Origin of the sequence: Gordonia bronchialis DSM 43247 (assembly GCF_000024785.1) — a bacterium.
Classification (GTDB): Bacteria; Actinomycetota; Actinomycetes; order Mycobacteriales; family Mycobacteriaceae; genus Gordonia; species Gordonia bronchialis.
In genome coordinates, this window is the sequence record NC_013441.1 from 1,569,834 (window position 1) to 1,583,826 (window position 13,993).

The 13,993-nt window shown below is 67.2% G+C and carries 11 protein-coding genes and 2 pseudogenes; 7 read left to right on the forward strand and 6 right to left on the reverse strand.

Annotated features, from left to right (window positions below; translation table 11 throughout):
• Positions 1–20: 20 nt before the first annotated feature.
• The 4 genes and pseudogenes from GBRO_RS07375 to GBRO_RS07390 form a co-directional block, all read right to left on the reverse strand.
• Positions 21–1,040 carry an MlaD family protein gene (locus GBRO_RS07375; RefSeq protein WP_012833351.1) on the reverse strand — a complete coding sequence of 340 codons (1,020 nt, stop codon included), beginning with the start codon at positions 1,038–1,040 and terminating at the stop codon, positions 21–23.
• A 109-nt stretch (positions 1,041–1,149) separates the two neighbouring features.
• Complete coding sequence (locus tag GBRO_RS07380; RefSeq protein ID WP_012833352.1) at positions 1,150–2,346, reverse strand: MCE family protein; 1,197 nt, start codon at positions 2,344–2,346, stop codon at positions 1,150–1,152.
• Position 2,347: 1 nt separating this feature from the next.
• Positions 2,348–3,208: an MlaE family ABC transporter permease gene (locus GBRO_RS07385; RefSeq protein ID WP_012833353.1), complete on the reverse strand. Its 861-nt coding sequence runs from the start codon at positions 3,206–3,208 to the stop codon at positions 2,348–2,350.
• Positions 3,208–4,016, reverse strand: a pseudogene (locus GBRO_RS07390) (MlaE family ABC transporter permease). The gene GBRO_RS07385 and the pseudogene GBRO_RS07390 overlap by 1 nt, the downstream one beginning before the upstream one ends.
• A gap of 204 nt (positions 4,017–4,220) precedes the next feature.
• Here GBRO_RS07390 and GBRO_RS07395 point away from each other — a divergent pair.
• From GBRO_RS07395 to GBRO_RS07415, 5 genes are all read left to right on the forward strand, one after another.
• The gene (locus tag GBRO_RS07395; RefSeq protein ID WP_012833354.1) at positions 4,221–5,051 is read left to right on the forward strand and encodes a PhzF family phenazine biosynthesis protein; all 831 of its coding nucleotides are present in this window, start codon (positions 4,221–4,223) and stop codon (positions 5,049–5,051) included.
• Between the two features lie 79 nt (positions 5,052–5,130).
• Entirely contained in the window at positions 5,131–6,012 is an 882-nt protein-coding gene (locus tag GBRO_RS07400) for a TatD family hydrolase (protein WP_012833355.1), read from the forward strand.
• Positions 6,013–6,142: 130 nt separating this feature from the next.
• On the forward strand, positions 6,143–7,261 hold the full coding sequence (locus GBRO_RS07405; protein ID WP_012833356.1) for a resuscitation-promoting factor: 1,119 nt from the start codon (positions 6,143–6,145) through the stop codon (positions 7,259–7,261).
• Entirely contained in the window at positions 7,225–8,142 is a 918-nt protein-coding gene (gene rsmA / locus GBRO_RS07410) for a 16S rRNA (adenine(1518)-N(6)/adenine(1519)-N(6))-dimethyltransferase RsmA (protein WP_012833357.1), read from the forward strand. Before GBRO_RS07405 ends, rsmA begins: the two co-directional genes overlap by 37 nt.
• Before the next feature lie 113 nt (positions 8,143–8,255).
• On the forward strand, positions 8,256–8,843 hold the full coding sequence (locus GBRO_RS07415) for a GNAT family N-acetyltransferase (RefSeq protein WP_012833358.1): 588 nt from the start codon (positions 8,256–8,258) through the stop codon (positions 8,841–8,843).
• A 28-nt stretch (positions 8,844–8,871) separates the two neighbouring features.
• Here GBRO_RS07415 and GBRO_RS07420 read toward each other — a convergent pair.
• Positions 8,872–9,856, reverse strand: a pseudogene (locus tag GBRO_RS07420) (TIGR03557 family F420-dependent LLM class oxidoreductase).
• A gap of 68 nt (positions 9,857–9,924) precedes the next feature.
• On the opposite strand from GBRO_RS07420, the gene GBRO_RS07425 reads away from it, so the two are divergent.
• Positions 9,925–10,593 (forward strand): HAD family hydrolase, encoded by a 669-nt coding sequence (locus GBRO_RS07425; RefSeq protein WP_012833359.1) that lies wholly within the window; start codon positions 9,925–9,927, stop codon positions 10,591–10,593.
• 18 nt (positions 10,594–10,611) lie between these two features.
• On the opposite strand, the gene GBRO_RS07430 is transcribed toward GBRO_RS07425, so the two are convergent.
• Positions 10,612–12,939 (reverse strand): FdhF/YdeP family oxidoreductase, encoded by a 2,328-nt coding sequence (locus GBRO_RS07430; RefSeq protein WP_012833360.1) that lies wholly within the window; start codon positions 12,937–12,939, stop codon positions 10,612–10,614.
• 99 nt (positions 12,940–13,038) lie between these two features.
• Between GBRO_RS07430 and GBRO_RS07435 the strand changes: the two genes are divergently transcribed.
• The gene (locus GBRO_RS07435) at positions 13,039–13,986 is read left to right on the forward strand and encodes a 4-(cytidine 5'-diphospho)-2-C-methyl-D-erythritol kinase (RefSeq protein WP_012833361.1); all 948 of its coding nucleotides are present in this window, start codon (positions 13,039–13,041) and stop codon (positions 13,984–13,986) included.
• Positions 13,987–13,993: the final 7 nt, after the last annotated feature.

Here is a 13,993-nt window from a genome sequence, read left to right on the forward strand (position 1 = left end):
GGCTGTCGGCATCGGTGCGCTCACCTGCAGACCGGGGAGTGCAGCGGGCCGAAGATGTTGGCCTCGAGGTTGAACGCCTTGAGCGTGAAGTTGCACAGGTAGAGCATCATGAAGCCGCCGTAGCGACCGCTCTGGTTGATCTTGCCGGCCAGGACGGGGAACTGCCGCAGGAACTCGGTGAACGCCGGTGTGTTGGGAATCCATGCGGCGGTGACACTTTCGAGTCCGGTGAGGGCTTGCTGGAAGTTCCCGCCCGCCGAGGTCATCATCTGCGCCAGCGCGGAGACGGCGCGGTCGCCACTGGAGAGCAGCGCGGCGAGTTGACCGTTGTCGCCGACCACTGCCGAGGTGAGCGAGCTCAGCCCCTTGAACAGTTCGGTCAGCTGTGGGTTGTGGGCGTCCATCGTGGACATCAGCTCGTTCAGGTTGGTGATGAGCCGGGCGAAGATCGCGCTGTTGGCGGACAGGTTGGAGCCCATCGTGCCGATCTGGCGCAGCAGCAACTGAACCGATCCGTCGCGGCCTTCGAAGGTGTCGACGAAGCCGCGGGCGAGTTCGTTGACCTGTTTGGGGTCGAGTGCCGAGAACAGTGGCTGGAAGCCGTTCATCAGGGCGGTGAGGTTCACCGGGGGCGATGTCGCGTCCACCGGGATGGTGGTGCCGTTGCGTCCGGGCTGTCCCGGCCGGCCCTCCGACAGCGCGATGTAGCGGGCACCGAGCATGTCGCCGTACCGGATGGCCGCGTGGATCTGTTGGGGGAGTTCGCGATCCCGCTGGATCTCGACCTCGACGTCGGCCAGTGAGGTGCCGTCGGCCTGCGGTGCGAACCGCACCGAGGAGACCCGTCCGATCCGGACGCCGGACATCGTCACCGGGTTGCCCTCCACGAGACCTTCGGCGTCGGTGAAGGCGATGTGATAGGTCGTCGTCGGCCCGGACACCGGAACCCGCAGGGTGTTGCTCACCAGCACGGCCGCGATGATCCCGACGATCACGAAAGATGCCGATTTGAGGACGGTCTTGAACGACAGGGTGGTCATCGCACCTGCACCTCGTTTCCGCGGAGCATCGGGCCCAGCATCAGGGTGGTGGCCGGGTTCGGGGTGTCCGAGGTGCCGGGCCGGCCGCGCAGTTGGGCTTCGAGGTTGCTCAGGGTGCCCGCCTCCGCCGCACCGTCGATGACGGTCGGGCCGGTGAAACCTGAAGGGGTGAAACCGGGTCGGGGCTGGCGGGGGGAGAGCAGACGCGGGTTGCCGGTGCCGGGTTGCCGGACCGGTCCGGTGCCGATGGGGCTACCGGTGCCGAAGCACTGGCTGCCACGTATGGTCCCGTAGGTGGGGCAGTCGGCGGCGGTGTAGTGCATCGGCTGGGAGAAGGTCGGCACCGCGGTGATGTTGAACCGGCCGCTGGCGAACAGGATGGTGCCCGCCGCACCGAATTTGCTTGCCTCGGTGAGGTGTCGGTGACCCCCGAGGGGTTGTCGGCGACGGTCGATGCGATGGTGGCGGTGGAATCGACGATGGTGATGAGGTTGCGTCGCTGCTGGGCCAGGAAGGGGGCGACGGACCCGACGAACCCGGACGCGGAGGCCAGGAAGGCATCCAGGTTCTCCTGGTGCTCGACGATTCCCCGCGAGATCGACGTGGTGGATCGCAGGGTGTCGGTGATGGCCGGCGTGGCGCGCCGCAGGCTTTCCATGACGGCACGGAATCGTGGTGTGGCGTCGATGAATCGGTTCATCGTGGACTCCAGTTCACGGGAGGTCTGCCACCAGTCGTCGATCATGATGCCCAGGTCGCCGCCGCTGGTGCCGATGGCTGCGGACACGGCGGCGAGTGCGATGTTCATCTTCTCCGGCTGGACCTCGGCGAGGACGTCGGAGAGCTTGGTGAAGATGTCGTAGAGGTTGATCGCCTCGGGTCCGTCGTCGATGCGTATCTCGTCGCCGTCGGACAACGATTGCGACCGGCTCGCGCCGGGGGTGTCGACAAGCTGAACGTAGATGTCGCCGAAGAACGTTCGGGGCAGGACCCGCATCAGCACGGTGTTCGGGATGGACGAGAGGTAGTTGTCGTCGATGGTGAGACTGACCACCGAGGACGTGGTCCCGGCGTCGATGGAGGCGATCTCACCGACCTTGACCCCGTGGTAGCGAACGGGCGCACCGGTGGTGATGAGCCCGGCTTCCACCGGTACCTCGGCGTGGATCTCGGGATTCGTCTCGAGTACCCCCGTACTGCGGGCGACCATCCAGATGGCGAAGGCGACGATCAGTGCGGTGGCGATCACCGCACGCAGGATGTAGGAGGTGCGCGACACCGGGTTGCCGTGGAGCATGACGGACATGTCAGATTCCCATTCCCGGGATCTGCGGGATCAGACCCCACAACCCGAAGGTGAAGATGACGTCGAAGATGCCGATCGCGAGGATGGACGTACGCAGCGCGCGGCCCGCCGCCTGACCGACACCTTCGGGGCCACCGGAGGCGAAATAGCCGTAGCTGCAATGCACCAGCGCGACGATGGCGGCGAAGACGATGGCCTTGGTCGCCGAGTAGAGCAGGTCGGTCGGAGTGAGGGCGAGGTGGAAGAAGTAGTCGTAGGTGCCCGACGATTCGCCGTTGTACCAGACCACCACCAGCCGGGTCGCGATGTAGCTGGCCAGCAGCCCCACCATGTAGATCGGCAGGATGCAGACCATCGCCGCGATCATGCGCGTCGTCGCGAGGAAGGGGATGGAGCGGATGGCCATCGAGTCCAGGGCCGCGATCTCGTCGGAGATCCGCATCGCGCCGACCTGTGCGGTGAATCCGGTTCCGACCTTGGCGGCCAACGCGATTCCGACAACCACCGGCGCCAGTTCGCGGCTGTTGGCGATCGCCGAGAGCATGCCGGACAACGAGGTCATGCCGACCAGTTGCAGGCCGCGGTAGGTCTCCACGCCGAGCATCATCGCCGCGGCCAGCGACATGGCGAGCACGATGCCCAGGGTGCCGCCGCCGGACAGCAGCGATTTGGAGCCGAAGGTCACCTCGGCGATCTGGTTGAGCACGTGCTTGCGATAGTGCACCACGGTGAACGGGATCGCGATGATGGCCCGGGCGATAAAGGTGACGAACTCGCCGATCCGGACGATACCGCCGGTGAGTTGTTGTGCGCGAGCCGAATAGCGGCGCTGTACGCGCACCGAGAAGTCTGCGGACACCATCAGTACGCCCCTACGGCCGGCACGATCACGGTGTAGAGCTGCGAGAGGATCGTGTTGAAGATGAAGACCAGCGCGAAGGCGATCACGACGGCCTCGTTGACCGCGTCGGCGACGCCACGCGGATCGCCGCGGGCGTGTAATCCCTTGAAGCAGGCCACGATCGTGGAGATCAGAGCAAAGATCGTCGCCTTGATCAGGGCCATCACGAAGTCCGAGAACCGGCCGTACTGACTGAAGGTCGCCATGAACGCGCCGGCCGGCAGATGCTGGACGTAGATGTGGTAGGCGTAGCAGGCCCCCACGCCGGTCACCGTGATGAGCGAGCACAGCACCAGGGAGACGACGATGGCGGCGAGGATGCGCGGGGCCACCAGACGCTCGATCACGTTGAGCCCCATGACTTCCATCGCGTCGATCTCTTCGCGGATCTTGCGGGAGCCGAGGTCGGTGCAGATGGCCGATCCGGCGACACCGGCCATCATCAGCGCGCACACCAATGCCGAGGCCTGCCCGACGATGACGAAGGCGACCACCGCGCCGGAGTAGCCACCGGCTCCGATACGTCCGGCGAGTTCACCGACGGAGACCGCGATGAACACGCCGACCGGAACATCAGCAGCAACGACCGGCCGGTGCTGACCCGCCCGATGAACACCGTCTGGTTCAGGGTCTCGGCGATCGAGAGGCGACGGCGGAGGGTGGCGACGACGAGAGCACCGATGGCCTGGAGCGCGAAACCAAGGGTGTGGCCGGCCTCGTTGGCCAGATCCCGGACCGGTCCCTTGGACGCGGGCAGCTCGAACGCCATGTGACCCCCTGTCATCTGCGACCGTGCCCTGTGCGAGCGGCGAGACGGATCGCACACATGTGTGTGGTGTGATCCGTATCGCAGGTGAAGTTATCGTGTTTCATATATGAAATCAAGTCGTTTGGGTCGGGTGACCCACTCCGGGGAACCCGGCCGTCGAAATCAGGTGGCGCGTGCGGGCCGTCATCGCCCAGGATCGGGTGTATGAGTAGACGATTCGCGCAGATCGACGTGTTCTCCCCAGACGCCACTCGAGGTAATCCGGTGGCGGTGGTCCTCGACGCCGACGGTCTCGGCGACGCCACCATGGCCGATTTCGCACGGTGGACCAATCTCTCGGAGACCACCTTTGTGCTGCCGCCGACGGCACCTGGAGCCGACTATCGGCTCCGGATCTTCACGCCCGGCAATGAACTGCCGTTCGCCGGCCACCCGACGCTGGGCTCGGCGGCCGCATGGCTGGCCGCCGGTGGCCGTCCGCAAGGTGCGCGGATCGTGCAGGAGTGTGGGATCGGGTTGGTGGAGATCCGGCGCACCGACGACCGATTGTGGTTCGCGGCGCCGCCCCTGGTGCGCAGCGGTCCCGTGGCCGCCGACGTGATCGCGGAGGTGACCGCGGCCCTCGGCGTCGACGCCGACGAGGTGCTGGCCGCGGAGTGGGTGGACAACGGACCGCCGTGGATGGCGATCCGCTTGGCCACGGCCGCCCGGGTTCTCGAGGTGCATCCGGATCTCGCTACCCTCGGTGACCACTTCGTCGGACTCGTCGGGGCGCATCCGGACGGGTCGTCGACCGCCATCGAGGTCCGGGCCTTCGCGCCCGGCGCCGGCGTCCCCGAGGACCCGGTCACCGGCAGCCTCAACGCCGGACTGGCCGTCTGGCTGCTCGGTATCGGCCAGCTACCGGCGTCCTACGTCGCCGCGCAGGGGACCGCACTCGGGCGAGCGGGCCGGGTGCACGTCGACGACGACGGCACCGCCATCTGGATCGGCGGCGACTGTGTGAGCGTGATCGAGGGGACGGTGGCGCTCTGAACCGACGTCGTCCGCCCACTCACTCCGCGGTGATGTAGCGGGACCGGTGCGCCCGAGGTGGTGTGCCACAGTTGAGATCATGCCCGCCGCGCACGAGGAGACACTGAGCAACAAGGCCGCCAAGAAGCGTCGTCGTCGGGAACCGCCCCCGGACCCGCAGCCGTTGCCCGGGCTGGTCGACGCCCACACCCACCTCGCCGCGTGCGGGGGCCGCGATGCCGAGTCGGTTCGCGCGATCCTCGATCACGCCGAGGCGGTCGGCGTCGGGCAGGTGGTGACCGTGGCCGACGACATGGTGGATGCGCGGTGGGCGGTGGCTGCGGCCGAGTGGGATTCGCGCGCGTACGCCGCGGTGGCCCTGCACCCGATGCATGCGTCGGATCTGACCGACGAGACCGCCACGGAGCTCGAGGAGATGGCGCGGCATCCGCGGGTGGTCGCGGTGGGGGAGACCGGGCTGGACTATTACTGGACGACACGCTCGGACGACTGCGCCCCGCCCGATGTGCAGGCGGCTGCCTTCCGGTGGCATATCGACCTGGCCAAGCGGGTCGGCAAGCCGCTGATGATCCACAACCGCGAGGCCGATCGTGACCTCCTGGACATCCTGGCCGCCGAAGGCGCCCCGGAGTCCGTGATCATGCACTGCTTCTCCGGTGACCGAAATGTTGCACAAGAATGTGTGGACGCCGGGTACACGTTGAGCTTCGCCGGCACTGTGAGCTTCGCCAATGCCGCCGAATTGCGAGTCGCCGCCGAGATCGTGCCCGACGAGCAGATCCTGGTGGAGACCGACGCACCGTTCCTGACCCCGGATCCCTACCGTGGCCAGCCCAATCAGTCGTATTGTCTGCCCTACACCGCCCGAGTCCTGGCGGAGGTCCGTGGCGTCGACGCCCTCGCAATGGCCCGCGTTCTCGGCGACAACGCGCGCCGGATCTACCGGTTACCTTTGCAGTAATCTGGCCTGTTCGTTATCGTATTGTGATCCCGCCAGGTTTGGCGAGGCACACCGGCGTCGAGAGGCCCGTACCCGCCGGATGTGCCCGTGCTGGTGGTGACGCCCGTGTAGTCGATCAGGATGTTTGACCTTGTCTGTGTTCTCGAAGATCAACGAGTCCAAGTCCACGCGTGCCCGCGTGGCGGTCGGAGCCGTTCTTGCCACCGTCGCTGCCGGCGGTGTCATGGGTGTCGCCCTGCACAAGAACGTGACGATCGACGTCGACGGTTCGACCCGCGACGTGTCGACGATGGCGCTCTCGGTGGATGCACTCCTCTCCTCGCAGGGCATCGAACCCGGTGACGGGGCACAGGTGACGCCCGCCCTGGACTCGAGCTTCGGCGACGGTCAGAAGATCACCATCCACCGCAAGAAGACCCTCATGCTCGAGATCGACGGTAAGCCCGAGGTCGTTACCACCAATGCGGTCACCGTCGATGAGTTGCTGGCCGAGCGCGGGCTGACCCACGCCGCCGACGTCACCAACTTCCATCCAGACGCCCCGATGCCCGTCGACGGCGGTGTCGTCGACCTCGCCCTGCCCAAGCCCGTGAGCCTGACCGACGGCACCGCGACCCTGCATCCGACGGTCGCCGCCCAGACCGTGCGTGATCTCCTCGCGGCCCTCGGCAACCCGCTGGCGCCCACCGACAAGGTAGAGCCCGCACCCGAGACGCCGGTCAGCAAGGACATGAAGATCAAGGTGACCCGGATCCGGACCGAGACCAGCACGGTCGAGGAGGCGGTGAAGCCGCCGGAGATCAAGCAGAAGGACCCGAACCTCATCCGTGACCGCCGCGTCGTGGTGAACCCCGGCAAGCCCGGTCAGGCGCGTGTGACCTACAACATCACCACCATCAACGGCAAGGTCGTCAAGCGCGATCGCATGCAGTCCGTGGTGCTCACCGCGGCACAGCCGGCCACCGTCCGGATCGGTACCAAGCCGGGCGCGCCGTTTGTCCCGGTCGGCGTGTGGGATGCCCTCGCGCAGTGCGAAGCCACCGGCAACTGGGCCATCAACTCGGGCAACGGCTTCTACGGCGGCGTTCAGTTCGACCAGAACACCTGGGAGCGCTGGGGCGGCCTCGAGTACGCACCGCGCGCCGATCTGGCCACCCGCGAGGAGCAGATCGCCGTCGCGAAGAAGACGCAGGCCGCACAGGGCTGGGGCGCGTGGCCGTCCTGCTCGTCCAAGCTGGGTCTGCGCTGAGCGCAGATTCCGACAGCAGCAGCGGCGGCGACGGATCGCCCAGGCTGCTGGGTCCCGCCCAGATCCGGCAACTGGCTGCCGAGGTGGGAGTTCGTCCCACCAAGACGCTCGGTCAGAACTTCGTCCACGATGCCAACACCGTTCGGCGCATCGTCGCCGAATCCGGTGTCGGTGCCGACGACGTGGTGCTGGAAGTGGGTCCCGGTCTGGGGTCGCTGACGCTGGCCTTGTTGGAGCAGGCCGGTCGCGTCGTCGCGGTTGAGATCGATCCTGTTCTCGCCCAGCGTCTTCCGCGTACCATCGCCGAACGCGCCGCCGCACGGCAGGGCGACTTCGAGGTGATCACCGCCGATGCGCTGCGGGTGACCCGCGACGACCTTCCGGTGGCGCCGACCGCGCTGGTCGCCAATCTTCCGTACAACGTCGCGGTTCCGGTGCTGTTGCATCTGCTCGCGGTGTTCCCGGAGATCCGCACGGCCCTGGTGATGGTGCAGGCCGAGGTCGCCGACCGCCTGGCCGCCGAACCGGGCAGCCGCACCTACGGTGTGCCCAGCGTCAAAGCCCGTTATCACGGCACGGTACGTCGGGCGGGAGCCGTCGGGCGTTCAGTGTTCTGGCCCGAACCCAAGGTCGAATCCGGACTCGTCCGTATCGAACGGACCGACACCTACCCGGTCGACGACGAGCTGCGCGGCGCGGTATTCGCCGTCGTCGACGCCGCATTCGCCCAGCGCCGCAAGACGATGCGATCGGCGTTGGCCGGCTGGGCCGGTTCACCCGCGGAGGCCGAACGGCGTCTGCGCGCCGCAGGCATCGACCCCGGTATCCGGGGCGAGCGACTCGGCGTCGCCGATTTCGTGCGCCTCGCCCAAACCCACTGACCGGGCGCCCGAATGCGTTGACCGGGCACGGAAAAGGCGTTGACTGCTTGTCGGGGGCGGACGATGATGCACAGTCAACGGAATCCGCCCACGGTCAACGGAGGAGGATAGCGGTGATCGAGACGCATGTCCCCACGCTGCGGACGGCGCGGTTGATTCTGCGTGCGCCGGCCGAACTCGACATCGACCCGATCTATCAGGCCTGTCAGGACCCGAGCATTCAGCGCTATACCCTTGTGCCGGTGCCTTATCGGCGCTCGGATGCGGACTGGTTCGTCCGCGTCAATGCTGCGGACCCGGCGTCGGCCACCTGGGTTATCGAGGCGGCAGACGGTCACCTGGCCGGCACCATCGGCGTGTCGCTGCATACCGACCCGGACCATCCGGACTCCGGATCGCTCGGCTACTGGTGTGCTCCCGCGGATCGCGGTAACGGCTACGTGCGGGAGGCGCTGCGCGCGGTGCTCGAGTGCGCGCTGACCCCGGTCGCCGACGGTGGTCTGGGTCTGGAACGTGTCACATGGCGTGCCCTGTGCGACAACGTCGCGTCCGCGCGGGCTGCAGCGTCGGTGGGATTCCGATACACCGGCCGCCGGACCGATGACATCCGCAGCGGGGCCGAGGAGATGCACACCGCCGAGATCCATGCCGAGGACGACCGGCGGCCGCAACGCTGGAGCGGCGACGTCATCGGCTCCTGAAACGCTGAGCGGCAACGGGATTCGGACGCTAACCGCCAGACGCCTCCCGCAGCCGATCCAGCAGCGGTCCGGCCGCCTCGGCGAGGAACCGCTCCTGCGACTCGCCGCCGACCTGCACGAGCGCGACATCGGTGAACCCAGCCCTCCAATACGGCGCCACGGCCTCGACGATGGCGTCGAGATCGGGTCCGCAGGGGATGGATTCGGCAACGTCCTCGGGCCGGACGTACTGGGTGGCTGCGGCGAAACCGGCGGTGGTGCGCAGGTCGGCGTTCACGTCCCATCCGCCTGCGAACCAACGGAATTGGTCGTGTGCGCGGGCGATCGCGGTGTCGCGGTCGGGGTCCCAGGATCTGGCCGATCGCCCGAGCGCCGTCCCCGGTCGACGTGGTGTCGGGATGCTCGTTCCAGCCGGTGATGAGATCAGCGTCAGGGGCCACGGCGATGAGGTGATCGCCGAGTGGTCCGAACCGGTCGATGCCCTCGGAACCGGCGATGGCGACACCGATCGGTACCGGGGTGTCGGGGAGATCCCAGATCCGCGCGGAGTCGACCTGGAAGAACTCGCCGTGGAAGTCGACCAGGTCGCCGCTGTGCAGGGCGCGGATGATCTCGATGGCCTCGGCGAGCATGTCCTGACGGTCGACGACCGACGGCCATCCCTCGCCGACGACGTGTTCGTTGAGATTCTCACCGGAACCCAGGCCGAGAGTGAAGCGACCGTCGGCGAGGATCTGCAGTGTCGCGGCCTTCTGCGCGACGATCGCCGGGTGATACCGGATCGTGGGACACGTCACGTAGGTCATCAGCTCCACGCGTTCGGTGGCCTGCGCTACCGCGCCCAGTACGGTCCAGGCGTAGGGCGCGTGACCTTGGGCCGACAACCAGGGGAAATAGTGGTCGCTGGACACCTCGAAATCGAACCCGGCGGCCTCGGCGCCGATCGCGTAGCGCACGAGTTCCTTGGGCCCGGCCTGCTCGGTCATCAGGGTGTAGCCGAATCGAATAGCCATTCTCGCTCCGTCCGAAGAGTGTAAGGCTGGAGGGGCGGGCTCGCTTCTCGGCCCGGAAAGGAGACCCGATGACACGCGACACCGCGTCCGCGGTCGACACCGTCCTCCTCGATGTCGACGGTACGCTCATCGATTCGACCTACCTGCACGCTCTGGCGTGGGTGCGCGCCTTCGCCGGGCACGACCTCACCCCGCCGTGGTGGCGGGTCCATCGTGCGATCGGCATGGGCGGGGACCGGCTGGTGGGTGAGGTCTGCGGCGCCGACGTCGAGAACTCGCTCGGCGACACACTGCGCTCGGATTGGGAGGACCGCTATCGGGAGCTGCTCGGGGAGGTGACGGTGCTGCCGGGTGCGGTGCCGTTGATCGAGAGCCTCGTCGACGCCGGGTTCAAGGTTGCGTTGGCATCTTCGGGTAAGTCTGAATTCACCGATGCCGCAATCGAATTGCTCGGAATGCAACGTTCGGACTTCGCAGCGGTGACGAGTTCGGAGGACGCCGAGGACTCCAAACCTGATCCGGACATTCTCGGTGCCGCTCTCGAGGCGGCCGGTGGGAGCTCGGCGGTCGTGGTCGGCGACACGGTGTGGGATGTGGCCTCGGCAGCCCGATTGCCCGCGCAGTGTGTGGCCGTGCGCAGCGGCGGTTTCGCCGAAGCCGAGCTCGTCGACGCCGGTGCGGTCCTGGTGGTCGACGATGTCGGTGTGCTGGTTCAGCGAGGCTGGCGGCCCCGGTGACGTCAGACGGTGTAGCGGTCACACACCGGCGGACGGTGACTGCCGACGTTCGATCCGGATGGTAACGGCCTTGGAGACCGGCGTGTTGGATTTCTCGGCGACATGGTCGAGCGGGACCAGGGGATTGGTCTCGGGGTAGTAGGCCGCCGCGTTCCCGACCGGCGTGGGGTAGGCGACGAGGCGGAAATCATGAGCGCGACGGTATTCGACGGTGCCGTCCGGGCGGGTCCATTCCGAACAGAGATCGACCCGATCGCCGTCGGCGTGACCGAGCGCGGCGATGTCCTCGGCGTTGACGAACACGACGCGCCGACCGCCCTCGATGCCGCGGTAACGGTCACTGAGTCCGTAGACGGTGGTGTTGTATTGATCGTGGCTGCGCATCGTCTGCAAGATCAGACGACCCTGCGGTACCGGTATCCAGCGCAGTGGGTTGACCACGAAATTCGCTTTGGCAGTGGATGTTTCAAATCGACGCTCATCGCGGGGCGGGTGCGGCAGCACGAATCCGTCGGGCTGTCGGACGCGCACGTTGAAGTCGTCGAAGCCCGGGATGACGCGAGAGATGGAGTCGCGGATCAGGTCGTAGTCATCGGCGAATCGCTCCCAGGGAACCGGATGCCGGGGGCCGAGCAGGGTGCGGGCGAGTTCGCAGACGATGGCGACCTCACTGCGCACGTGCTCGCTCGGGGGCGTCAGCGCGCCTCTGGACAAGTGCACGGCGGACATGGAGTCCTCGACGGTCACCATCTGCTTGCGTCCGGCGCGGACATCCTTGTCGGTGCGCCCGAGACTTGGCAGGATGAGGGCGGTTCGGCCGCCGACGAGGTGCGAGCGACTGAGTTTGGTCGAGATCTGCACGGTGAGCGAGCAGTTGCGCAGGGCGGTCTCGGTGACCGCGGTATCCGGTGTGGCGGCGACGAAGTTGCCTCCCATGGCGAGGAAGACCGACGCCTTGCCGTCGCGCATGGCGCGGATGGAATCGACGGCGTCGAAGCCATGACGACGCGGCGAGGAGATGCCGAACTCGTCGTCGAGCGCCGCGAGGAAGGATTCGGGCATCCTCTCCCAGATGCCCATCGTCCGATCGCCCTGGACGTTGGAATGTCCACGAACGGGGCAGACCCCGGCACCGGGTTTGCCGATCATGCCGCGCATCAGCAGGAGCGCGACGGCATCTTGGATGGTGGCCACCGCATGGGTCTGCTGGGTGAGTCCCATCGCCCAGCAGATGATCGTCGCATCCGAATCGATCAGGGCAGCGGCGGTCCGGTCGAGGTCACCTCGGCTCAGACCGGTCGCCTCGATGACGTCGTCGAGGTCGACGGCACGGATGTGCGCGGCGTAGTCCTCCCAGCCGGCGCAGTGCTGGCGCAGGAAGTCATGGTCGACGACGGACCCCGCAGACGCGTCATCTGCTTCGAGAAGGAGTTTGGCGAGCCCCTGGAACAGGGCTTGGTCGCCACCGATGCGGATCTGCAGGAAATCGTCGGCGATCGCGACGCCGTGACCGACCACACCATGGACCTTCTGCGGATCCTTGAAGCGCAGCAAACCGGCCTCGGGTAACGGATTCACGGCGATGACCCGAGCGCCGTTCGCTTTCGCCTTCTCCAGCGTGGAGAGCATTCGCGGGTGGTTGGTGCCGGGATTCTGGCCGGCGATGATAATCAGGTCGGCGTGTTCGATGTCGGGCACCGACACCGAACCCTTGCCGATCCCGATGGTCTCGGTGAGTGCGGCTCCCGACGACTCATGACACATGTTCGAGCAGTCGGGCATGTTGTTGGTTCCGAAGGAGCGGATCAGCAACTGGTAGAGGAAGGCGGCCTCGTTGCTGGTGCGTCCCGAGGTGTAGAAGACCGCCTCGTCGGGCGACGTCAGAGCACGCAGCTCGCGGGCGATCAGCTCATAGGCGGCATCCCAGTCGATCGGCTCGTAGTGGGTCGCACCGGGCTGCAAAACCATGGGGTGGGTCAATCGGCCCTGCTGGCCGAGCCAGTAGTCGCTGTGTTCGAGGAGGTCGGCGACAGCATGAGCGGCTAAGAACTCCGGATTCACCTGCCGGCGGGTGGCTTCTTCGGCGACAGCCTTGGCACCGTTCTCACAGAACTCCGCATGTTTGCGGTGGCCGGGGGTTTCCGGCCACGCGCACCCCGGGCAGTCGAAGCCGTTGCGTTGATTCAGCTTCGTCAGCACCTGGGTCGTGCGCACCACTCCCATCTGCTCGACCCCGCGGCGCAGTGAGACCATCACGGCCTTCATACCCGCGGCGTGGTGTTCTTCCCCGCTGACTGTGAGATCGTCTTCGACGATGTCGTGGTCACTGTGTGGCGGCCGGCGCATACCGGGACTGTATCGAGCGATCCGACACGGTATGTGAAGTAGGGCTGTCCGGCGTCTCCGCCGGTCGGTTGTCGCCGCCTGCCGTTAAGCTGACTTCTTGTGTCTCCCGCGTCGCTGTCGGTGGTTTCCGACTCCGTCACCGCGCGGGCTCCGTCGAAGGTCAATCTGCACCTGGGCGTGGGTCCGCGCCGCCCCGACGGCTACCACGACCTGGTCACCGTCTTCCAGGCTCTGTCCCTGCACGACGACGTCCGGGTGTCACCGGGCACCGACCTGACGGTGAGCGTGCGCGGTGAGGGCGCATCCGCGGTGCCCGACGACTCGTCCAACCTCGCCGCCCGGGCGGTGCAGGCGCTCGCCGAGTGGTGCGGACGCAGCCCCGTCGCCGCGATCGACATCGACAAGTCGATCCCGGTGGCCGGGGGAATGGCCGGCGGCAGCGCGGACGCCGCGGCGGCACTGGTGGCGGCGGCGGCCATGTGGAAACTCGACGTCGACCGTGACGATCTGTCGGATATCGCCGCCGGCCTGGGCAGCGATGTCCCGTTCGCGCTGCACGGCGCCACCGCACTCGGTACCGGGCGCGGTGAGCAGCTGATCTCGGTGCTCTCGCGCGGCGAGTTCCACTGGGTACTCGCCCTCGCCCGCGAGGGCTTGTCGACCCCGCAGGTCTACGCGGAGCTGGATCGATTGCGCGACAACAGATCCGACGACGCGATGACCGACGATCCGCTGCGTCGCCCCGATGACCTGATGCAGGCGCTGGCCGCCGGCGACCCGCGTGCGGTGGCCCCGCTGCTGCACAACGATCTGCAGCCGGCCGCGCTGAGTCTGCAACCGGCACTTCGGCGGACGCTGCGCGCCGGGGTCGACGCCGGCGCGCTGAACGGCATCGTCTCGGGCTCTGGACCGACCTGTGCCTTCTTGTGCCTCGACGAGGGGTCCGCTGTGAACGTCGCCGCCGAACTGTCCGGCGCGGGTGTCGCACGATCGGTACGCACGGCGTCGGGCCCGGTCCCCGGCACGCGGGTGATCAGCCCGGACTGACCGCGTC